The sequence below is a fragment of the Microbacterium meiriae genome (assembly GCF_025143875.1).
GTDB classification, from domain to species: domain Bacteria; phylum Actinomycetota; class Actinomycetes; order Actinomycetales; family Microbacteriaceae; genus Microbacterium; species Microbacterium meiriae.
In genome coordinates, this window is sequence record NZ_JAMBDU010000001.1 from 200,401 (window position 1) to 221,313 (window position 20,913).

At 72.8% G+C, this 20,913-nt stretch carries 16 protein-coding genes; 12 read left to right on the plus strand and 4 right to left on the minus strand.

Translation table 11 applies throughout. The features are described from left to right. Positions 1-10: 10 nt before the first annotated feature. Together M4D53_RS01050 and M4D53_RS01055 are read right to left on the minus strand one after the other, a co-directional pair. A complete protein-coding gene (locus tag M4D53_RS01050; protein ID WP_259951470.1) occupies positions 11-991 on the minus strand; it encodes an NYN domain-containing protein in 981 nt (326 codons plus the stop codon). After that, entirely contained in the window at positions 984-1,979 is a 996-nt protein-coding gene (locus tag M4D53_RS01055) for a Gfo/Idh/MocA family protein (RefSeq protein WP_259951471.1), read from the minus strand. The genes M4D53_RS01050 and M4D53_RS01055 overlap by 8 nt, the downstream gene beginning before the upstream one ends. Positions 1,980-2,082: 103 nt before the next feature. Between M4D53_RS01055 and M4D53_RS01060 the strand changes: the two genes are divergently transcribed. The 8 genes from M4D53_RS01060 to M4D53_RS01095 all read left to right on the plus strand — a co-directional run bounded on the left by M4D53_RS01060 (position 2,083) and on the right by M4D53_RS01095 (position 11,065). Continuing rightward, a complete protein-coding gene (locus M4D53_RS01060) occupies positions 2,083-3,477 on the plus strand; it encodes an NtaA/DmoA family FMN-dependent monooxygenase (protein ID WP_259951472.1) in 1,395 nt (464 codons plus the stop codon). A 131-nt stretch (positions 3,478-3,608) separates the two neighbouring features. After that, positions 3,609-5,243, plus strand: coding sequence for a TIGR04028 family ABC transporter substrate-binding protein (locus M4D53_RS01065; RefSeq protein ID WP_259951473.1), 1,635 nt, complete (start codon positions 3,609-3,611; stop codon positions 5,241-5,243). Between the two features lie 16 nt (positions 5,244-5,259). Next, positions 5,260-6,240 carry an ABC transporter permease gene (locus M4D53_RS01070; protein ID WP_187662016.1) on the plus strand — a complete coding sequence of 327 codons (981 nt, stop codon included), beginning with the start codon at positions 5,260-5,262 and terminating at the stop codon, positions 6,238-6,240. After that, positions 6,237-7,130 (plus strand): ABC transporter permease, encoded by an 894-nt coding sequence (locus M4D53_RS01075; RefSeq protein WP_259951474.1) that lies wholly within the window; start codon positions 6,237-6,239, stop codon positions 7,128-7,130. Before M4D53_RS01070 ends, M4D53_RS01075 begins: the two co-directional genes overlap by 4 nt. Next, positions 7,127-8,755: a dipeptide ABC transporter ATP-binding protein gene (locus M4D53_RS01080; RefSeq protein WP_259951475.1), complete on the plus strand. Its 1,629-nt coding sequence runs from the start codon at positions 7,127-7,129 to the stop codon at positions 8,753-8,755. Before M4D53_RS01075 ends, M4D53_RS01080 begins: the two co-directional genes overlap by 4 nt. Beyond that, on the plus strand, positions 8,752-9,822 hold the full coding sequence (locus M4D53_RS01085; RefSeq protein ID WP_259951476.1) for a putative FMN-dependent luciferase-like monooxygenase: 1,071 nt from the start codon (positions 8,752-8,754) through the stop codon (positions 9,820-9,822). The genes M4D53_RS01080 and M4D53_RS01085 overlap by 4 nt, the downstream gene beginning before the upstream one ends. After that, positions 9,819-10,460 carry a CMD domain protein gene (locus M4D53_RS01090; protein WP_259951477.1) on the plus strand — a complete coding sequence of 214 codons (642 nt, stop codon included), beginning with the start codon at positions 9,819-9,821 and terminating at the stop codon, positions 10,458-10,460. Before M4D53_RS01085 ends, M4D53_RS01090 begins: the two co-directional genes overlap by 4 nt. Beyond that, positions 10,457-11,065 carry an alkylhydroperoxidase domain protein gene (locus M4D53_RS01095; protein WP_259951479.1) on the plus strand — a complete coding sequence of 203 codons (609 nt, stop codon included), beginning with the start codon at positions 10,457-10,459 and terminating at the stop codon, positions 11,063-11,065. Before M4D53_RS01090 ends, M4D53_RS01095 begins: the two co-directional genes overlap by 4 nt. 10 nt (positions 11,066-11,075) lie before the next feature. Here the strand turns inward: M4D53_RS01095 and M4D53_RS01100 are convergent, their stop codons facing one another. Both M4D53_RS01100 and hrpA read right to left on the minus strand, forming a co-directional pair. Next, on the minus strand, positions 11,076-12,020 hold the full coding sequence (locus tag M4D53_RS01100; RefSeq protein ID WP_259951481.1) for a quinone oxidoreductase family protein: 945 nt from the start codon (positions 12,018-12,020) through the stop codon (positions 11,076-11,078). 23 nt (positions 12,021-12,043) lie between these two features. Beyond that, positions 12,044-16,054 (minus strand): ATP-dependent RNA helicase HrpA, encoded by a 4,011-nt coding sequence (gene hrpA / locus M4D53_RS01105; RefSeq protein WP_259951482.1) that lies wholly within the window; start codon positions 16,052-16,054, stop codon positions 12,044-12,046. 66 nt (positions 16,055-16,120) lie between these two features. On the opposite strand from hrpA, the gene M4D53_RS01110 reads away from it, so the two are divergent. The 4 genes from M4D53_RS01110 (at position 16,121) to M4D53_RS01125 (ending at position 20,868) form a co-directional block, all read left to right on the plus strand. Further along, a complete protein-coding gene (locus M4D53_RS01110; RefSeq protein ID WP_259951483.1) occupies positions 16,121-17,365 on the plus strand; it encodes a heparan-alpha-glucosaminide N-acetyltransferase domain-containing protein in 1,245 nt (414 codons plus the stop codon). Positions 17,366-17,420: 55 nt separating this feature from the next. Next, on the plus strand, positions 17,421-18,257 hold the full coding sequence (locus M4D53_RS01115; protein ID WP_259951484.1) for an aldo/keto reductase: 837 nt from the start codon (positions 17,421-17,423) through the stop codon (positions 18,255-18,257). Positions 18,258-18,422: 165 nt separating this feature from the next. Then, on the plus strand, positions 18,423-18,992 hold the full coding sequence (gene msuE / locus M4D53_RS01120) for an FMN reductase (protein WP_259951485.1): 570 nt from the start codon (positions 18,423-18,425) through the stop codon (positions 18,990-18,992). Between the two features lie 73 nt (positions 18,993-19,065). Then, a complete protein-coding gene (locus M4D53_RS01125) occupies positions 19,066-20,868 on the plus strand; it encodes a thioredoxin domain-containing protein (protein ID WP_259951486.1) in 1,803 nt (600 codons plus the stop codon). The last annotated feature ends 45 nt before the right edge of the window (positions 20,869-20,913 follow it).

The window sequence follows — 20,913 nt, forward strand, 5'->3', positions numbered from 1 at the left end:
CCGGCCGTGCTCAGGGCTCCCGCAGGCGGACCAGGCGCTCGTGCCCGGTCTCCTCGAGCTCGGCGATGTCGTCGCGCGACTTGAGGAAGTCGGAGAAGGACCGGTAGCCGAGGGCCTTCTCGCTGAAGGACGGGTCCATGCGGCGCATGTGCGTCTTGACCGCGGAACTGTGCAACCACTCGTCGGCATCCGCCTTGTCGTGGCCGAGGCGCAGGGCGCGCTCCAGGAGCCGTGTGGCCTCGCCCTGGTCGTCGATCTTCTCCTCGACCTTGGGCTCCTCGGCAGTGGCCTTGGCCTTGGCCTTCGACCGGGACTTCGACGCGGTCTTGGGCTTCGGGGTACCCGCGTCCGCGGCGGCCGGGGCGGACGGCTCCGCCGGGGCCTCGACCACCGGAGCGACCGCGGGCTGCGCCGCCTTCGCCGGACGCGCCACGCCCGGAAGCGAGTCGTACGACTCGAACTCGTCGCAGGCCGCGGCGAGCGACTTCGCCGTCGACCCGGCCACGCCCACCCCGATCACGTACCGGCCGAGGCGCTTGCAGCGCTGGGCGAGCGGCACGTAGTCGCTGTCGCCGGCCACGATGACCACATGGGTCAGGTCCGGAAGACGGAACATGTCCTCGACCGCATCGACCGCCAACCGGATGTCCGCGCCGTTCTTGGCGTACGCCGCGGCGGGGAAGAGCTGGACGAGATCCACCGCGCGCGCCACGAGCTGCGACCGGTACTCGGCGTTGACCGGCGACGACCAGTCCGCGTACGCCCTGGTCAGCACGAGGGTGCCGAAGGACGCCGCGTAGTCGATGATGGCGCCGACCTCGATCATCGCCCGGCTCAGCCGCTCGGCGACCTCGGGGTCGTTCGGGTGCTCCGTGATGCGCTGGCGGTCCTTGCCGTAGGAGTTCCGGCCGTGGACCCGGTCGTACCAGGAGATGACGATGTTGTCGAAGTCCAGGTACACCGCCACGCGGGCGTCGGTCGTCTCAGCCACGGTCGTCCTCCTCGCCGGGGTAGCGCACGCCGATCTGCGCGCGGATCTCGTCCAGGGCGCCCATGATGGCGACGCTCTCCGCGATGGGGAGGACGTCGCCCTCGAGGAGACCGTCGCGGACGAGGCGCTCGGCCGCGAACGCCTGGTACTGCATGCCGCGACCCTCGACGGACGAGACGTACTCCTCCTGCACCGTGCCGTCCGGCAGCACGAGACGGAACGAGGTGGGGGCGTACCAGACCCGGTCGATGTCGATGCGGGCCTCGGTGCCGACGATGCTCGCGGCGTTGGGGCCGGCGCCGCGCGAGGAGGAGAGCGTCGTGGAGATCGCCCCGCTCTCGTGGATCATGACGGTGGCGACCTCGGAATCGGCTCCGGTCTCGACCAGACGCCCTACCGCGCGGACGGTGGTCGGTGCCCCGAGGACATCCCAGACGAAGGAGATCGGGTAGATCCCCAGGTCGAGCAGCGCCCCGCCGCCCAGTTCGAGGGCGTTGAGACGGTGGGCGGGGTCGGTGGGCAGCTGCTGCGTGTGGTCGGCGCTCACGGTGCGGATCTCACCCAGGGCGCCGTCGGCGAGGAGCTCGCGGATGCGGACCATGTGCGGCAGGTACCGGGTCCACATCGCCTCCATGACGAGCAGCCCGCGCTCGGCGGCGAGCCGCTGGAGGTCCGCGGCCTGGGCGTGGTCGAGCGTGAACGCCTTCTCGACGAGGACGTGCTTCCCGTGCTCCAGGGCGAGCCGGGCGTTCTCGTGGTGCATCGGGTGCGGGGTGGAGACGTAGATGATGTCGACGTCGGGATCGGAGACCAGCGCCTCGTATGACGGATGCGCGTGCGCGATGTCGAAGCGCGCCGCGAAGGCATCGGCCGACTCCTGCGAGCGTGAGCCCACGGCGACGAGGTCGAGGCCGGCCGTGCGCAGATCGGATGCGAAGGCGCCGGCGATGCCGCCGGTCGCGAGGATTCCCCAACGAAGTCCAGTCATCCTCTCAGCGTAGAGGGTGGCGCGTGTGACCGTCTGTGACATCCGGTGACCTCCGGCTTCCTCCCCGTGGCCGGCGTGGAGGCGGCGCTCCTACCGTGTCGGCATGACGGAACCCCTCGTGATCGGCGCCATGGTGCGCACCCTCGGCGCCTACCCCTCCGGCTGGCGGTATCCCGGAGCCCACCGCGACCCCGCGGAGGACGCGGACATCCTGCGCCGCATCGCGCGGGAGGGGGAGGACGCGGGTCTGGACTACCTCTTCTTCGGCGACTGGCTGGCGACCGGACCCGACCTGGAGTTCCGCGACCCCTACCTGCTCGCCCGCATCGACCCGCTGAGCGCGGTGCTGTTCCTCGCCGGGGTGACCTCGCGGATCGGTCTCATCGCGACGGTCAACACCACCTATGCCGATCCGTACGCCACGGCGCGGGCGCTGGCCTCCCTCGACGTCCTCACCCACGGCCGGGCGGGGATCAACCTCGTCACCGGCGCCGAGCCGCGTGCCGCGGGCAACCACGGCCGTGACGCCCACGCCGACACCGAGACCCGCTACGACCGGGCCGAGGAGTTCGTCGTCGCTCTGCGCCGGCTCTGGGACTCGTGGGACGAGGACGCCTGGATCGCGGACGCCGAGCGCGGCGTGCTCATCGACCCCGAGGGGCTGCGCGCGGCCGAGGTCACGGGCGCACATGTGCGGGTCGCCGGTCCGCTCAACGTCGCGCGTCCGCCGCAGGGGCGCATCCCGATCGTGCACGCGGGGACCTCGCCGCGGTCGCGGGCGCTCGCCGCGACCGCCGCCGATCTCGCGCTCATCGCCGCGCCCACACTCGCCGATGCCGTGACCACGCGGCGGCTGCTGAAGGACATCGCCGCGGACGCGGGGCGCCCGGCGGAGGAGCTGAAGGTCATCGCCCCGGTGCTGCCCGTCGTCGCGGACTCGGACGCCGGGGCGCACCGGATCGTCCGGCGGCTGCTGGAGCTCGTGCCGCTCGCTGAGGGGGTGCAGCCCGATCGCGTCGCGTTCCCGCCGAACCGCACGGTGGATTCCCTCGCCGACGCACTGGAGGTGGCCGCCGACGACCCGCTGCGTGCCGCCGCCTTCGACGCCCCGGTGACGGCCGCCGAGGCGCTCCGGTTGGGGGAGCGGGGTGCCGCGCTCGTCGAGCGACTCGCGCGGATCGCCGGGCTCGCGGTCGAGGCGGAGGCGGCAGTGACCTGGCGGCATCTCGTCGCCGCGCACGCCGTCCCCGCGGCCTTCGTGGTCGGCGATGCCGGCACGATCGCCGACCACTTCGAGAGCTGGCGCGACGCGGGGGCCGCCGACGGCTTCAACGTCCTCTCGGCATTCCAACCCGCGCAGTTCGAGGCCTTCACCCGCCTCGCGGCCCCCGAGCTCCGCCGCCGTGGCCTGCTCCGCGCGGCGGAGGAGGCCGGCCAGGACGGCCGGCGTGAGACGCTGCGCGACCGCCTCCGTGTGACGTCGCGTGTCGGCGCGTGACCACGGGTGTCGTCTCGCGACACCCTGAGTCCGCCGCCTCGCCCCCGTGCCCTGCCGCTTCCTACCGTGGACACCACCTGCACCCCCTCCGCACCCGAGACCCCGTCTTCCGAATCCGAGGAGTCCCCCGCATGAACCGCCGCCTCATCCGCACCGCCGCCGTCGCGGTCCCGCTCGTCCTGGCCGGCAGCCTCGCCGCCTGCGCCACCTCGCCCGCCCCGGGGAACACTCCGGCCGACGCGGGGGACCCGGTCTCCGGCGGCACCCTGACCTACCTCGAGCACCAGGCCTACACGAACCTGTACCCGCCGCAGGCCGGCTTCTACCCGAACGGCGGCATCGTCAACAACATCGCCGCCCGGCTCACCTGGCAGAATCCGGAGACGCTCGAGATCGAGCCGTGGATCGCCGCGGAGTGGACCGTGAACGACGACGCCACGGAGTACACCTTCGACCTCAACCCGGACGTGACGTTCTCGGACGGCACGCCCGTGGACGCCGCCGCCGTCGCGAAGAACTTCGACACCTACGGGCTGGGGGACGCCGAACGCGGCCTCACCGTCTCCGAGGCCATCAACAACTACGCCGGCAGCGAGGTGGTGGACGAGGACACCGTGACGTTCCGCTTCAGCGCGCCGTCGCCCGGCTTCCTGCAGGCGACGTCGACCATCAACTCGGGGCTGCTGTCCCCGGAGACGCTGGACGGCACGATCGAGGATTTCGGCGCCGGCAACGCGGAGGAGATCATCGGCTCCGGTCCCTTCACCGTCACCGACGAGAAGCTCGGCACCGAGTACACCCTCACCGCCCGCGACGACTACGACTGGGGCCCGGACAGCGCCGAGAACGACGGTCGTCCCTACCTCGACGCCGTGCACGTGCTGGTGACCCCCGAGGACTCCGTCCGCATCGGGTCGCTGCTCGCGGGCCAAGCCGACTACGTCCGCTACGTCCAGGCGTTCGACGAGGACCGCGTGGAGGGGGCCGGCTTCACGCTGTACGCGCCGCAGACCCGCGGCGTGAACAACTCGATCGCCCTCCGCCCGGAGAACCCGCTGCTGTCCGACATCCGCGTGCGTCAGGCGATCATCGCCGCGGTCGACGCGCAGGAGGTCGTCGACACCCTGTTCACCGAGAACTACCCGGTGGCCACGTCGGTGCTGTCCTCCCAGGCGGCGGGATACAAGGACGAGTCCGCGCACTACGCCCACGACCCGGAGAAGGCGGAGGCGCTGCTCGACGAGGCGGGCTGGAAGCCCGGCGCCGACGGCATTCGCGAGAAGGACGGCGAGCGGTTGTCCATCACGGTCTACGAGGCCAAGCCGCAGCCGCTGTCGAAGCAGACCCTGGAGCTCGTGGCGCAGCAGCTCGCGGCGGTCGGCGTCGAGCTCACCGTCAAGCCCGGCGACGCGGGCAGCTACGCGGAGGACACGCGTGACCCCCTGAAGACGGGGTTCTACCACTCGATGGTCGGCCGTGCGGATCTCGACGTGATCAAGAGCCAGTACTTCACGAAGAACCGCGACGTGCTGATCTCGCAGGACGCGACGCTCGACGAGCTGCTCCTCGCCGTCGCCTCCGAGCCGGATGCCGAGAAGCGGGTGGCCGCCTCCCAGGCCGTGCAGGACTACATCGCGGAGCAGGCGTACGTGATCCCGCTCTTCGAGGAGCCGCAGGTCTACGGTGCGGCGACGTACGTGCACGGCGTCGCGTTCGAGTCGGTCGGCCGCCCCACGTTCTCCGGCGTGTGGCTCGCGGAGCACTGAGGACCACGGTGACCCCATGACCTTCGTCCTCCGACGGGCCGGGCAGGCCGCGATCGTGCTGATCGCGGCCTTCACGGCCACGTTCTTCCTGCTGCAGCTGCTGCCGGGAGACGCCATCCTCATCAAGTTCTCCGACCCGAGCCTGGGGCTCTCGCCGGAGCAGCTCGACGACATCCGCGCGACCTACGGCGCCGACGTGCCGTGGGGGGAGCAGTACCTGCACGCGGGGCTCGGCTTCCTCGCCGGCGACTTCGGCTACTCGACCCAGTACGGCACCCCGGTCCGGACGATGCTCGCCGAGGCGCTGCCGGCCACTCTGCTGCTCGCGGCGCTCGGACTGGTGGTCGCCGTCCTCATCGCGGTCCTCATCGCCGCGCTCTCCTCGCTCGCGCCCTTCGCCTGGCTGCGGGACGGTCTGCGGCAGGTGCCGGGACTGTTCGTGGCGGTCCCTGTGTTCTGGCTCGGGATCCTGCTCATCCAGGTGTTCTCGTTCGGGCTCGGATGGGTGCCGATCGTGGGGGCCGATCCGATCAGCGGCCTGATCCTTCCCGTCCTCACGCTCGCCGTGCCGATCTCGGCGCCGCTCGCCCAGGTGCTGGTCCGGTCCATCGACCGCGTGCAGGCGCAGCCGTTCGTGACCGTGGTGCGGGCGAAGGGCGCGCCGCCGGCATGGGTGCTCACGCGGTCGGTCGCGCGCAACGCCGCCGTCCCGACCCTCACCATCGCGGGGGTGCTGTTCGGAGAGCTCGTCGGAGGAGCGGTGGTCACCGAGACCGTCTTCGGCCGCACCGGCATCGGACGCCTCACGGAGCAGGCCGTCGCGAACCAGGACATCCCGGTGCTGCAGGGAGTGGTGCTGCTGTCTGCCCTGGGGTTCGTGGTGATCAGCTTCGCCGTCGACCTCGCCACGCCCCTGATCGACCCGCGGCAGCGGCGGGCGGCCCGCGCCGCCCGGTCGCGCCCCGTCCGTCCCGCCGCCCAGGAGGTGCCCGCATGACCGCTCCCGTCATTGTCGAGACGTCGGTCGAGACGTCGGGTGCCCCGCCCGCGCCGTCCGCCCCGGCGCCCGTCTCCGCATCCCGTCCGCGACGGCGGTCGCGCGCCTGGGGGCTGTACCTCGCGTTCGCTGTCGTCGCCGTGGCGGTGCTGTGGGCGGTGATCCCGGGGGTCTTCGCGCCGGGCGATCCGCTGACCGGCGTGCCCGCCGACAAGCTCCTGCCGCCGAGCGCCGCGCACTGGTTCGGGACCGACGCCCTCGGCCGCGACCTCTTCGGCCGGGTCGTGCACGGCGCGGTGCACTCCCTGTCGGGCGCGCTCATCGCCGTGACGGTCGGCCTCGCGCTCGGCACGCTCCTCGGAGCCGTCGCCGGCGCGACCGGCGGTGTCGTGGACGACGTGCTGATGCGGATCGTCGACGTGCTGCTGGCCATCCCCGGGCTGCTGCTGTCGCTCTCCGTCATCATCCTGCTCGGCTTCGGAACGGTGAACGCGGCGATCGCCGTGGGACTCGGCAGCGTCGCCGCCTTCGCCCGGCTCATGCGCGCCGAGGTGGCGCGGGTGCGCCGCACCGAGTACGTCGAGGCGGCGTACGGCAGCGGCGGCACCTTCGTCGCCGTGCTGCGCCGGCATGTGCTCCCGAACGCCCTCACCCCGATCATCGCGCTCGCCGCGCTGCAGTTCGGCACGGCCATCCTCGCCATCTCCACCCTCGGCTTCCTCGGCTACGGCGCGCCGCCGCCCACCCCCGAGTGGGGCCTGCTGATCGCCGAGGGGCGCAACTACATCGCGACCGCCTGGTGGCTCACGGCGCTCCCCGGCCTCGTGGTGGTCGCCGTCGTGCTCAGCGCCAATCGCATCAGCCACCGGCTCGGAAGGAGCGCCCGATGACCGCGCCCACCCCCGTCCTCACCGCGACGGACCTGCGGGTCTCGTACGCCGCCCGCGAGGTCGTGCACGGCCTCTCCTTCGCCATCGCGGAGGGGGAGACCCTCGCCCTCGTCGGCGAGTCGGGCTCCGGCAAGTCCACCACGGCGCACGCCCTCCTCGGCCTGCTGCCGGAGGGCGGACGGGTCGAGGGCGGGCGCGTCCGGCTCGGCGACCTCGACATCTCCGGATGGGCGGATCGGGCGTTCCGCGGCATCCGCGGGTCGGAGATCGGGCTGGTGCCGCAGGATCCGACGACCTCGCTCGACCCGGTGCGCCCCGTCGGCGTGCAGGTCGCCGAGGTGCTGCGTCTGCACGGGCATCGCGACCGTCGTTCCCGGAACGCCCGCGTGCTCGAGCTGCTCGACCGCGTCGGGCTGGACGACCCCGATCTGCGCGCGCGACAGTATCCGCACGAGCTGTCCGGCGGGATGCGGCAGCGGGTCCTCATCGCGGCCGCGATCGCCCTCCGCCCTCGGCTGCTCATCGCGGACGAGCCCACCAGCGCGCTCGACGCCACGGTGCAGCGCCGGGTGCTGGATCTGCTGGACGAGCTGCAGCGCGAGGACGGCACGAGCATCCTCCTCGTGACGCACGACCTCGGCGTCGCCGCGGACCGGGCGGCGCGGATCGCGGTGCTGAAGGACGGCCGGATCGTGGAGCAGGGGCCGAGTGCGCAGGTGCTCGCGGAGCCGGAAGACCCGTACACGAGGCAGCTGCTCGCCGACGCGCCCGCCTTCACGACCGGCTTCCGGCGTCCGGACGCGCCGCCGTTCCTCCGGGACGCCGCGGCAGTGGCCGCCGAGAAGCCCTACGAGATCGTGGCTGCCGGCCTCGTGAAGGAGTTCCGGGTGGCGGGTCGTGAGCGCTTCCGCGCGGTCGACGACGTCTCCTTCCGGGTGCGCCGCGGCACGACCCATGCGCTGGTCGGCGAGTCCGGATCGGGCAAGTCCACGACCGCGCGACTGGTCACGCGCTTCCTCCGTCCGGACGCCGGGACCGTGGAGCTCGCGGGGGAGGACGCGACGGCCGTCGAGGGGGCGCGACTGCGTGCGCTGCGCCGACGGATCCAGCTCGTGTACCAGAACCCCTTCGCCTCCCTGGATCCACGGCAGCAGATCGCCGACATCGTGGCCGAGCCGCTGCACAACTTCCGCATCGGCGGCCGGTCCGAGCGTCGGGAACGTGCGGTCGCGCTGCTCGAGCGTGTGGCGCTGCCGGCGGATGCGGCCCGTCGCACGCCGAGCGAGCTCTCCGGCGGGCAGCGGCAGCGGGTCGCGATCGCTCGGGCGCTCGCCGTCGACCCGGAGATCCTCGTGCTCGACGAGGCGGTGTCGGCGCTCGATGTGACGGTGCAGGCGCGCATCCTCGAACTGCTCTCCGCGCTCCAGGCCGAGCTCGGACTCACCTACCTCTTCATCTCGCACGACCTCGCGGTGGTGCGTCGCATCAGCCACACCGTCTCCGTCATGCACCGCGGGCGCGTGGTGGAGGACGGACCGACCGAAGAGCTGTTCCACGACCCGCAGCACGAGAACACCCGGGAGCTGCTGGCCGCGGTTCCCGGTCGAACGGAGATCATCGCATGAGCGCCACCGCCCCTCGCCCCACCGTCGCGTTCTTCACCCGGCTCCTCGACGACGCATCCCCGGACGACCGCTACCGCCTCGCCCTGGCGCAGATCCAGCACGCCGAACGGCACGGCGTGGGGAGGGCGTGGGTGGCGCAGCACCACTTCCGGGCGGCGGAAGGCGGGCTGCCCTCGCCGCTCGTCTTCCTCGCGCACGCGGCGGCACGCACTTCGGGGATCCGGCTCGGCACCGGGATCATCACGCTGCCCCTCGAAGACCCGGTCCGGGTGGCCGAGGACGCCGTGGTGGCCGACCTGCTCGCGGACGGGCGGATTGACCTCGGGCTCGGCAGCGGCGGCACCCCGTCGTCCTTCACGCCCTTCGGGGAGGACGTGCGCGACAAGGGGCCCACCTACGACCGCAAGCTGGGCGTGCTGCTCGACGCTCTCCAGGGCCGCGACGTCGGTGCGGGGAACACGCTGTATCCGGACGCGGGGTCGCTGGCCTCGCGGATCTGGCAGGCGACGTTCTCGGCACCCGGCGGTCATCGAGCAGGCATCCACGGTCACGGACTGCTGCTGTCCCGCACGCAGCCCCGCTCCGGCGACCGTGTGCACGCCCCGCTGTCCGCCCTGCAGGACCCGATCATCGACGCCTACCTCGACGCGCTCCCCGCCGGCGCGACTCCGCGGATCACCGCCTCCCGCACCGTGTTCGTGGCGGACGACCGCGCCGAGGCGCTCCGGTTCGCCGAGGTCGGTCTACGGCGGGCGGCCGAGGGCTTCCGTCGGCAGGGCCAGACGATCCCCGGCGACGGCATAGACGACCTCATCGCCGCTCTCGACACGCATCTCGGCACCCCCGAGGAGGTCGCCGCCTCGCTCGCCGCCGACACCACGTTGCACCGCGCGACCGAGGTGGCGTTCCAGGTGCACTCGGTCGACGCGCCGCACGCCCACGTCCTGCGCTCGATCGAGCTGTTCGCGACGGAGGTCGCCCCGGCCCTCGGCTACGCGCTGACCCCGCCGGATCCCGAGACCACCCACACGCCCGAGAACACCCCCACCGTGAAGGAGAACGCATGACCGCCGACATCGTCGATCAGCTGACGGGGGTGACGCCGGAGCTGGATGCGCTGCGGCGCCGCCGCCCCGTGACCAGTGAGCAGCTCCAGGCGAGCTTCGACGCGCTCTTCCACCCGGTCTCCGCGCAGCATGTGTCTCTCGCAGAGCGCGCGCTCATCGCGGCGTTCGCGACCGCGCTCGCCGGTGCCGACGACCCCACGGCGGTGTTCTACGCCGGGCGGGCCCGCGAGATCGACGCGGAGCGCGCCGCGATCGTCGCCCGAGAGGCTGAGGCCGCCGCGACCACGGGACCATTCGGCGCCTACACCGAGCGCGGGCTGGAGGCCGAGAGCACCGACGGCACGCGCTACCTCCCGGACGAAGCGGCATCGGCGGCCTTGGGGGAGCGTCTCGCGACCGCTCTCGCGCACACGCACCTGCTGGTGTTCCGTTCCCGCGAGGCATCCGGCGCCGACCTCGGCCGCCTGCACGACGCCGGCTGGTCGACGGACGGCATCGTGACGCTCTCGCAGCTCGTGTCGTTCCTCGCCTTCCAGCAGCGGGTCGTCACCGGCCTGCGCGTGCTCCAGGACGCCAGACTCACCGCCGCCGACACAGCGACCGACACCGCCACCGACACCGACGAGGAGGCCGCATGACCGCCGCCGACACCGTGCTCCGCCACGACGCCGCCCCCTATCCGCACGCCTTCACGCGCGCCGAGGTCGGCTGGACGCCGCACCTCGCGCCGCTGGCGGAGGAGGATCTCACCCCGCGGCACCTCGACGGCCTCGTCGACGCCGCCCGCGCGAAGAACGAGTACTTCCGGCTGCTCGCCCGCGACCCCGAGGTGCTGCGCGCGCGCACCCTCGTCGACAAGGACGTCTTCTACAACGCCGCGGAGGGCCTCCCACGGGCGGAACGGGAGCTGGCGGCCACCGCCGCCTCGCGCCGCAACGGCTGCGTGTTCTGCGCCTCCGTGCACTCCCGGTTCGCGGCGCACCACAGCAAGCGGCCGGAGGACGTCGATACGCTCCTCGCCGAGGGCGTGGACGCGGATCTCGGGGAGCGCTGGAACGCGATCATCGCCGCCGCGGTCGCGCTGACCGACACGCCTCGCGCGTTCGGTCCCGCGCACATCGCGCGCCTCCGTGCGGCCGGACTGGACGACCTGGAGATCGCGGACGTCGTGCACGGCGCGGCCTTCTTCAATTGGGCGAACCGGCTGATGCTCTCGCTCGGCCGCCCCGTCGCTCCATTCTGACCTCGCGAGTTCAGGGGACGAGGATGATCTTCCCCGAGGCGGCGCCGGTCTCCATGAGTTCATGGGCCCGTGCCGCCTCGGCGAGGGGCAGCTCCGGCCCGAGCTCGATGGTGAAGTCGCCCGCGGCCAGGAGGTCCACGGTCTTCTGCAGCGCCTCGGCGCGCCACTCCAGCTCCTGCGGCGTGAGCGGCTCGGGGGACCCGCCGGAGAACGCCCGGATGCCGAAGTCGGCGGCGTCGGGACCGCGGACGATGGTCGCGATGCGGTCGCGGTCCGCGACCAGGGCGAGGGAGGTCTCGATGGCCTCATCGGTGCCCGCACAGTCCAGGACGACGGTCACGGGGGAGGGGGCCGCCGCGCGGACGCGGTCGAGCAGGCCGTCGCCGTATGCCACGGGGATCGCGCCGAGCTCGCGGAGCTGGTGGTGCCGGGCGGGGCTCGCGGTGGCGATCACCGTCGCGCCCCAGGCGACCGCGAACTGCACGGCGGCCTGGCCGACCGAACCCGAGCCCGCGTGCACGAGGAGCACGTCGTCGGCCGTCACGGCGAGCGAGCGGAGGGACTGGTAGGCGGTGCCGGCCGGGATGCCGATCGCCGCACCCTCGGCCGCGGCGACGGCGTCCGGGAGCTTCACGAGCTTGTCGGCCTCGACCGCGAGGGCGGAGGCGTACGTGCCGAGCGTGTCGCGGATCGCCACGCGGTCGCCGACCTCGAACCCGTCGACGCCCTCGCCCAGCACCTCGATCACCCCGGCACCGTCGAATCCGACCGGACGCGGTTCGGTGATCGGCGCAGACGGGCGCTTGCCGCCACGGAGCTTCGCGTCGATGGGGTTGGCACCGGCCGCCTCGATGCGCACCAGCGCCTCGCCGCGGACGGGCACGGGGTCAGGCACCTCCATCAGGTGGAGGACAGCGGGGGATCCGAACTCGGTGTAGACGATCGCGCGGGCCATGCCCTCAGGCTACCCGGCGGGGGTCACTTCCCCGCGAGCGCCTTGGTGATCCGCTGCGGCGACACCGGCTGCGCGGTGCCGAGACGCTGAGCGAAGACGCTGACCCGGTACTCCTCCAGCAGCCAGCGCACCTCGACGATCGCGGGGGGAGCGTCGGGCGCGAGGGGGATCGTGCCGCCGGCGTCCGCGAACAGCACCGCCATCCGCTCGAACTCCGTCATCCGTGCGCGGTCCTTGCCCGGCTCGTTCGCCAGGGTCTTCAACCGGTCGATCATGCCGTCGAGGTAGCGGGGGAAGTGGGCGAGTCGGTCGACACCCGCGGCCGCGACGAAGCCGGGGTGCAGCAGTCCGGAGAGCTGGGTGCGGATGTCGTTCAGCGGGCCGAGCAGCGCCAGCGAGTTCTGGGACTTGATGCCGCGCTCCACCTCCCGCGCCTTCGTGAGGATGCGGGCGACGAGGGAGACGCAGGCGAAGAGCTCGTCGACGAGCACGGCGGACACGGCGTCGCGGACCCGGGCGAACTCGGCCTCGGTGCGCACGACGCCACGGTCCTGGCCGTCGGCGCCGGTCGACGCGTCGATCACGCGATGGGCGACGGCGGCTCGGCAGTCCTCGATGAGCGCGGCCGCCGACGGATAGGGCGAGGCGGCGAGGGCGAGCTTCTCCTGGCTGGTGAGGTGCTGCTGCACGTACGAGGACGGCGAGGGCACCGCGAGCAGGACGAGACGGAGCACGCCGTCGCGCGTGGCGGCGGCCGCGGCGTCCGGAGTCGCCTCGACCCGCACCGACACGCTCTTGCCGGCATCGACGATCGCCGGATACCCGCGGACGACGCCGCCCGCGACCTTGGTGTCGATGACCGCCGGGAGGTCGCCGAACGTCCACGCCGTCAGCCCGGTCTGCTCGACCGGAGCCGCGGCCACGCGCTCCGCCCCGCCCGGCCCCGGTGCCTCCGCACGCCCGGGGCGGGCGATGGAGCGGGCGACGCTGCTGCGCGCGCGGTCGGAGAGCTCGGCCTGCAGCGCCCGGAGATCACGCCCTGACCCGACCACCCGTCCCCGCTCGTCCACGGCGCGGAAGTTCATGCGCAGGTGCGCCGGCACCCGCTCGTCATCGAAGTCCGCGGCCGTCACCACCTGGTTCGCGAGCGGCTGCACGAGCCGCGCGAGCGCTTCCTTGAGGGTGCGCGGGGGGAGGCCACCGTGCGCCTCCGGACCCTCGTCGGCCAGCGCCGCCCCGAACTTCTCCGCCCAGTCGGCGGCGGGGACGACGTGGCGCCGGATGGCCTTGGGCAGCGCGCGCAGCAGTCCGGTGACGAGCTCGGCGCGGAGCCCCGGCACCTGCCAGTCGAAGCCGCGATCCTCGATCTGGGCGAGCAGCGGCAGCGGCAGCACGACGCTCACGCCGTCATCGGGGGCACCCGGCTCGAACCGGTACGCGAGGCCGAGCACCTGGTCGCCCTGCGTCCACCGGGTCGGGAACTCGCGCTGGTCGGCGCGGTCCTCGTCGTCGATGAGGTCGCTCTCGCGCATCACGAGCAGCTTCGGCGTCGTCGTCAGCGCCTCGCGCCACCACTTCTCGAACGACCGCACGTCGAACACCTCGGCGGGGATGCGCTCGTCGTAGAACCGGAAGACGGCCTCGTCGCCGGCCAGGATGTCGCGGCGCCGCTCACGCTCCTCGAGCTTCTCGAGGCGGCGCCGGAGCTCGGCGTTGCTGCGCCAGAACGCGCTGACCCGCTTGTCGATCCGGGACGGGTCCCACTCGCCCTCGACGAGAGCATGACGGACGAAGAGCTCGCGCGAGGCGGCCCGGTCGATGCGGGCGAACTGCACGCGCCGGCGCGGGATGATTTCGACCCCGAACAGCGTGACCTTCTCGAACGCCACCGCGGCTCCGGCGTCCTTGGACCAGTGCGGCTCGGTGACCTGACGCTTCGCGAGGTCGCCGGCGAGGGGCTCGGCCCAGGCGGGGTCGATGGCGGCGACGGTGCGGGCGAAGGTGCGGGAGGTCTCCACGATCTCGGCCGCCATGACCGCCCGGGGACTCTTCTTGCGCAGCCCCGACCCCGGGAAGATCGAGAACCGGATACCCCGCGCGCCCCGGTACTCGGTGATCCGGCGGCGGGCGTCCTTCGCGGGAGAGTGGGCCTTCCCCGCGGGGGCGGTGCGCTCGTCGAGGACGCCGATCTGCGACAGCAGGCCGGACAGCAGCGCGCGGTGGATGGCATCCGGATCGGCCGCGCCGCCCGGCTCCGCCCCGCGGTCGGGGCTCTTGACGAGCGTCCGGAGCTGCCGATGCACGTCGAACCACTCGCGGACGCGCACGTAGTTGAGGTGCTCCCTGCGGCACAGGCGCCGGAACGCGCTGGAGCCGAGTTCCCGCTGCTGTTCGCGCAGGTGGTTCCAGAGGTTCAGGAGGGTGAGGAAGTCGCTCGTCGGGTCCACGAAGCGCGCGTGCAGCCGGTCGGCCTCCTCGCGCCGCTCCTCCGGTCGCTCCCGCACGTCCTGGATGGACAGCCCCGCGACGATCGCGAGCACGTCCCGCAGCACCGCCCCCTGGGTCCCTGAGCCCGTCGAAGGGCCTGCACCCCGCTGGGTCCCTGAGCCTGTCGAAGGGCCTGACCCCCGCTGGGTCCCTGAGCCCGTCGAAGGGCCGGCCTCGATGAGCATCCGCGCGAACCGGGGGTCCATCGGCATCCGGGCGATGTCCCGCCCGATGCGGGTGAGCCGGGGGCCGTCGTCCGGTCCCTGAGCCTGTCGAAGGGCGCCGAGCTCGGTGAGCAGGTCGAACGCCGCCTTCACGCCCCGGGAGTCGGGCGGGGTGAGGAAGGGGAACGCGGTGATGTCGCCGAAGCCGAGCGCGAGCATCTGCAGGATGACGGAGGCGAGCGAGGTGCGCAGGATCTCGGGCTCGGTGAACTCGGGACGCCGCGCGTAGTCCTCCTCGGAGTACAGGCGGATGGCGATGCCGTCACTCGTGCGGCCGGCGCGACCGGAGCGCTGGTTCGCCGAGGCCTGCGAGATGGCCTCGATGGGGAGCCGCTGCACCTTCGAGCGGTTGCTGTACCGGGAGATGCGGGCCGTCCCGGTGTCGATGACGTACTTGATGCCGGGCACCGTGAGGCTCGTCTCGGCCACGTTCGTCGCGAGCACCACGCGGCGACGGACGCCGGCCACGGTGCTGCGCTCGAACACCCGGTGCTGCTCCGCGGCGGAGAGCCGGCCGAACAGGGGGAGGACCTCGGTGGGAGAACGGTCCTTGGCGTAGGCGGCGCGCACCGCGTCAGCCGCGTCCCGGATCTCCGCTTCGCCGGGCAGGAACACGAGCACGTCGCCCGGGGCCTCCCGGTCGAGCTCGCGGAGCGCCGTGACGATCGCGCTCACCTCGTCCTCCGGCTCGCCGGCGGCGTCCTGCTCCGCGTCCTCGTCGACGAGCGGGCGATAGCGGATCTCGACGGGATAGGTGCGCCCCGACACCTCGATGACCGGAGCGGGGGTGCCGTCGGCGGCGGCGAAGTGCCGGGCGAAGCTCGCCGGGTCGATCGTGGCGGAGGTGATGATCACCTTCAGGTCCGGGCGCTCCGGGAGGATGCGGGCGAGGTAGCCGAGCAGGAAGTCGACGTTGAGGGACCGTTCGTGCGCCTCGTCGATGATGATCGTGTCGTAGCGCGTCAGCAGGCGGTCGCGGTGGATCTCGTTGAGGAGGATCCCGTCGGTCATCAGGGCGATGCGCGTCTCGTCGGAGACCTTGTCGGTGAAGCGCACCTTGTAGCCGACGAGCGTGCCGAGCTCGACCCGCAGCTCCTCGGCCACGCGCTCCGCGATAGTGCGGGCGGCCAGCCGCCGGGGCTGGGTGTGGGCGATGCGCTCGCGGCCCAGTTCCAGCGCGATCTTCGGCAGCTGCGTGGTCTTCCCCGATCCGGTCGCGCCGGCGACGATGACGACCTGGTGGTCCCGGATGGCGTCGGCGATCTCGTCCCTGGCGGCGCTGACGGGCAGCTCCGGGGGGTAGGAGATCACGGGGGAGGACATAGCCCTCCATCGTATGCCGGGATGCACACCGGAGCCGCCGCGATCGCCGCATACGATCATCGGGTGATGACTGCTCTGCGCCCCGTGCGCTGGTTCCGCGAGTTCGGTCGGCCGCCGCGCATCCTCGGCCTCGACGTCGCACGGGGTCTGGCGATCCTGGGAATGGCCGGCGCCCACGTCGGCATGACCGACGCTTTCGACTGGGGCGACCCCACCACGTGGACGGACCTCGTGCACGGTCGTTCCTCGATCCTCTTCGCGCTGCTCGCCGGCGTCTCCATCGCGCTCATGACGGGGCGCGACGTGCTGCCGGAGCGGGAGCGTCTCCCCGGCATCCGCCTGAATCTCGTCGGCCGCGGCGCCGTGATCTTCGTGATCGGCCTGGCCCTGGAGCTCCTCAACACCCCGATCGCCGTGATCCTGACGCTCTACGGGCTGCTCTACGTCGCGGTCATCCCCGTGCTGCGGTGGCGGCCCCGGCAGCTGCTCCTCGGCGTCGCCGTCCTCGCGCTCGCCGGTCCGGCGCTGCTCGCCCTGATCAGCGCGGTGGCGCTGCAGCCGTTCGGCGCGGGCATCGGGTTCGTGCTCTACGGCACCTATCCGATCACCGTGTGGCTGGCTCTCGTGCTGGGCGGCATGGCCCTGGGCCGGCTCCGCGTGCAGGAGGTGCGCACGGCCGTCGTCGCCCTCGTCATCGGGGTGGTCCTCGCCGCGATCGGCTACGGCCTGGGCGCCCTCGGCGCGGGCGCGGGGCTGGGCGGGACGGAATCGATCGTCTCCTCGACGAGCGAGGACTCCGGCAGCGGGAGCCTGGACAGCCTTCCCAGCGAGAGCCTGGACAGCCTTCCCGCCGAGAGTCTGTCGTCGTTCATCCCGGACGACGTGATGCCGCCGTCCGGTTGGGAGAGCTACCCCGAGGCTCTCGCCGCGACCGATCCGTTCGGTTCCGTGGTCCGCGCCGTCTTCGCCGTCGACCCGCACAGCGGCGGCACCGCCGAGATCCTGGGCTCCGGCGGGTTCGCCCTCGCGGTGATCGCGCTGTGCCTGCTCCTGAGCCGCCCGCTGCGCTGGCTGCTGCTGCCGCTCGGCGCTCTGGGGTCCATGCCGCTCACGGCATACAGCCTGCACGTCGTCTCCGTCGTCCTCGTCGCGGGCCCTGGCGGCTTCATCGCGGACAACTCGTTCTGGGGGCTCACAGCCGTGGCACTCCTGGTGGTGACGACGCTGTGGGCGATGTTCGTCGGACGCGGTCCCCTGGAGCGCCTCGTCGGTAAGGGGGCCGCCGCGATGGCCGCGGTCCCTCGGCGCTGACGCTTTTCGTCATCCGCACGGGCACGCCTGTCATCACAGGTCCTAGGCTGGGGGGATGACCATTCCTGCACTCGAACTGAACGACGGCAACTCCATCCCCCAGCTGGGCTACGGCGTCTTCAAGGTGCCGCCGGCAGAGACCGAGAAGGCGGTGAGCGAGGCCCTCGAGATCGGGTACCGCCACATCGACACCGCCGCGATCTACGGCAACGAGGAGGGCGTGGGCGCCGCCATCGCGTCCTCCGGCATCCCGCGCGAGGAGCTCTTCGTCACCACGAAGCTGTGGAACGACCGTCATCACGACGACGAGCCCCGCGCCGCCATCGGCGAGAGCCTCGAGAAGCTCGGCCTGGAGCAGGTCGACCTGTACCTCGTGCACTGGCCCACTCCGGCGAAGGACGACTACGTCCACGCGTTCGCGAAGCTCATCGAACTGCGCGACGCGGGCCTGACCCGCAGCATCGGCGTCTCGAACTTCCTCGTCCCGCACCTGGAGCGCACGGTGAAGGAGACCGGCGTCGTCCCGGCCGTGAACCAGATCGAGCTGCACCCGGCGTACCAGCGCCGCGAGGAGGTCGCCTGGGCCGAGGCCAACGGCGTGCGCATCGAGGCGTGGGGTCCGCTCGGCCAGGGCAAGTACGACCTCTTCGGCACTCCGGCGGTCGCGGATGCGGCCGCCGCCCACGGCGTGACGCCCGCGCAGGCCGTCCTCCGCTGGCACCTGCAGAAGGGCATCATCGTGTTCCCGAAGTCGGTGCGCCCGGAGCGCCTGCGGGAGAACCTCGACGTGTTCGGCTTCGAGCTGACCGACGCCGAGATCGCCGCGATCGACGCCCTCGACCCGCTCGACGGCTCCGGCCGCGTCGGCTCGCACCCGGACGAGGTCAACTGATCCCGCCCTCATACCGGCCGCGGGCTCGGCACTGACGCCGTCACCGAGCCCGCACTGACCGGAGCCCTGCTCCCGAGCCCGCGGACCGCGGCTCGTCTCCGTTCCACATGACGCCCCGTGTCGCTTCGCGCGACACGGGGCGTCCGCGTGGGTACCGTCGAGCGCATGACAGCTCCGCTCCGCGTCGTCGCCGTCTCGGGCTCCCTGCACGAGCCGAGCAAGACCACCGCCCTCCTCCGAGCGATCACCGCCGCGGTCGCCGAGCGTGCCCCCGTCGAGGCGCAGCTGATCGAGCTCACGCAGATCGGGCCGTCGCTCGCGGGTGCTCTCACCCGTGACCAGCTCCCGCCGGAGGTGGAGGTGCACCTGCAGGCGATCGAGACCGCCGACCTCCTCATCGTGGGGAGCCCGGTGTACCGCGCTTCGTTCACCGGGCTGTTCAAGCACCTGTTCGACTTCGTGGACCAGTACGCGCTCGTCGGCACACCGGTGCTCCTCGCCGCGACCGGCGGCGGCGAGCGGCACGCCCTCATGATCGAGCACCAGCTCCGGCCGCTCTTCGCCTTCTTCCAGGCGCTCACGCTGCCCCTCGGCGTGTACGCGAGCACCACGGACTTCGACGGCTACGAGGTGGCCACCGACGTGCTGCGCGCGCGCATCGCCTTGGCCGCCGAGCGAGCCCTCCCGCTCGTCGGCTACACCGCGGGCCGCCCCGCGGAGCTGCTCGTCGGCTGACCCGGAGCTGCCGGTCCCCGCGAGCTGATCGACGGCCGACCCGCAGCCTGTCTCCCCGGCGTAGCGTGGGGACATGACGAACCGTCTCGCCGACACCCTCAGCCCGTACCTTCGGGCGCACGCCGACAACCCCGTCGACTGGTACCCGTGGGGCGAAGAGGCGTTCGCCGAGGCCCGCCGCCGGGACGTGCCGATGCTGATCTCGATCGGCTACTCCACCTGTCACTGGTGTCATGTGATGGCACGCGAGTCGTTCGCCGACACCGAGACCGCCGCCCGCATCAACGAGGGGTTCGTCGCGGTGAAGGTCGATCGCGAGGAGCATCCGCACGTCGACGGGGCCTACATGGCCGCCGCGTCCGCGTTCACGCAGAACCTCGGCTGGCCGCTCACGGTGTTCACCACCCCCGCCGGTCGCGCGTTCTACGCGGGGACGTACTGGCCGCCCGAGGCGCGACCGCCGATGCCGGCGTTCCGCGATGTGCTGGCCGCCGTCCGCGAGGCCTGGACGACGCGCCGCGCGCAGGCCGAGGAGTCCGCGGACGCGGTGACCGCAGCCCTCGCGGAGGCTGCGCAGGCCACGCGCTCGACCCTCCCGGACACCGCCGCGCTCGCCGAGGCCGCCCGCGGTCTCGCCGCAAGGGAGGACAACGAGTTCGGCGGCTTCGGCGGAGCTCCGAAGTTCCCGGTGGCCACGACCCTGCGGTTCCTGCAGCAGCCCCTCGTCCGCGAGGCCGCGCCGGAGGCCGCGGCAGCAGCCGAGCGCGCGCTCACGGCGATGGCGGGCTCTGCTCTGCGGGATGCCGACGGCGGGTTCTTCCGCTATGCGACCCGGCGCGACTGGACGGTGCCGCACTACGAGCGCATGCTGACCGACAACGCCCAGCTTCTCGAGGTCGCGCTCGACACGGGCGACGAGGAGACCGCCCGCGGAATCGCCCGCTTCCTGCTCGGCACGCTGCGGCGGGAGGGCGGCGGTTTCGGCGCCGCTCAGGACTCCGAGTCGTGGATCGACGGGGCCCGCAGCGAGGGCGGCTACTACCTCCGCCCGGTCCCGGAGCGCGCCACGCTGGAGCCGCCGGCGGTGGACGACAAGGTCATCACGGGATGGAACGGCCTCGCGGTCGCGGCACTCGCCAGGGCGGGTGCGACGCTCGGCGAGGACGCGTGGGTCGCCGCCGCCGCGGACGCCGCCGACGCCGTGCTCCGCACCAATCGCGGTGCCGACGGCGCTCTCGTGCGGGCGTCCTTGGACGGCCGGGCCTCCGCCGCGGTGGCCACTGCGGCCGACCTCGCCCTCCTCGCCGACGGCCTGTTCGCCCTGGCGGCGGCGACCGGCGACGTCGCTCCCGCGGTCACGGGACGGGACCTCCTCGACGAGGTGCTGGACGGAGCCGGGGGAGACGACCCGCTGCTCCGCGCGCAGGGCATCGCCGCCTCGCCCGATCACACCGACGGAGACCTCCCCTCGGACACGGCGGCGGTCGCGCAGGCCGCGCTCACCGCCTGGCGGCTCGGAGCGGGCGACCGGTACCGCGCGGCGGCGGCCGAGCGGGTGGAGGCGCTCGCCTCCCGGGCGCTCGCCCAGCCCTTCGCGCACGGCAGCCTGCTCCGGGTCGCCGCCGGACTCGCCGCAGCCCCGCGGCAGCTCGTCGTGGTCACGGAGGACCCCGGGGGAGCGCTCGCCGCCGCGGCACGCGGAGCCGATGCCGATGTCATCGTCGTCGTCAGCCCGGCGCAGGCCACGGCGTTCGCCACCGCGGGTTTCGAACTGTTCGACGGCAAGGAGGCGACAGCCGAGCGCGCCTACGACTGCCGCGCCTTCGTGTGCCGCCTGCCGGTGAGCGATCCGGCCGCGGTGTCGCACGCACGGTGAGCGCCCTTCCCCGGAGCAGGGGTGTGCAATCTGCCTAGCGTGCGG

Excerpts from the sequence above, each read along its gene's own strand:
- M4D53_RS01080 (WP_259951475.1), top strand. The coding sequence starts at position 7,127 with ATGACCGCGCCCACCCCCGTCCTCACCGCGACGGACCTGCGGGTCTCG.
- msuE (WP_259951485.1), top strand. The coding sequence starts at position 18,423 with ATGACAGCTCCGCTCCGCGTCGTCGCCGTCTCGGGCTCCCTGCACGAG.
- M4D53_RS01075 (WP_259951474.1), top strand. The coding sequence starts at position 6,237 with ATGACCGCTCCCGTCATTGTCGAGACGTCGGTCGAGACGTCGGGTGCC.
- M4D53_RS01095 (WP_259951479.1), top strand. The coding sequence starts at position 10,457 with ATGACCGCCGCCGACACCGTGCTCCGCCACGACGCCGCCCCCTATCCG.
- M4D53_RS01100 (WP_259951481.1), bottom strand. The coding sequence starts at position 12,020 with ATGGCCCGCGCGATCGTCTACACCGAGTTCGGATCCCCCGCTGTCCTC.
- M4D53_RS01070 (WP_187662016.1), top strand. The coding sequence starts at position 5,260 with ATGACCTTCGTCCTCCGACGGGCCGGGCAGGCCGCGATCGTGCTGATC.
- M4D53_RS01110 (WP_259951483.1), top strand. The coding sequence starts at position 16,121 with ATGACTGCTCTGCGCCCCGTGCGCTGGTTCCGCGAGTTCGGTCGGCCG.
- M4D53_RS01060 (WP_259951472.1), top strand. The coding sequence starts at position 2,083 with ATGACGGAACCCCTCGTGATCGGCGCCATGGTGCGCACCCTCGGCGCC.
- M4D53_RS01125 (WP_259951486.1), top strand. The coding sequence starts at position 19,066 with ATGACGAACCGTCTCGCCGACACCCTCAGCCCGTACCTTCGGGCGCAC.
- M4D53_RS01085 (WP_259951476.1), top strand. The coding sequence starts at position 8,752 with ATGAGCGCCACCGCCCCTCGCCCCACCGTCGCGTTCTTCACCCGGCTC.
- M4D53_RS01055 (WP_259951471.1), bottom strand. The coding sequence starts at position 1,979 with ATGACTGGACTTCGTTGGGGAATCCTCGCGACCGGCGGCATCGCCGGC.
- hrpA (WP_259951482.1), bottom strand. The coding sequence starts at position 16,054 with ATGTCCTCCCCCGTGATCTCCTACCCCCCGGAGCTGCCCGTCAGCGCC.
- M4D53_RS01065 (WP_259951473.1), top strand. The coding sequence starts at position 3,609 with ATGAACCGCCGCCTCATCCGCACCGCCGCCGTCGCGGTCCCGCTCGTC.
- M4D53_RS01115 (WP_259951484.1), top strand. The coding sequence starts at position 17,421 with ATGACCATTCCTGCACTCGAACTGAACGACGGCAACTCCATCCCCCAG.
- M4D53_RS01090 (WP_259951477.1), top strand. The coding sequence starts at position 9,819 with ATGACCGCCGACATCGTCGATCAGCTGACGGGGGTGACGCCGGAGCTG.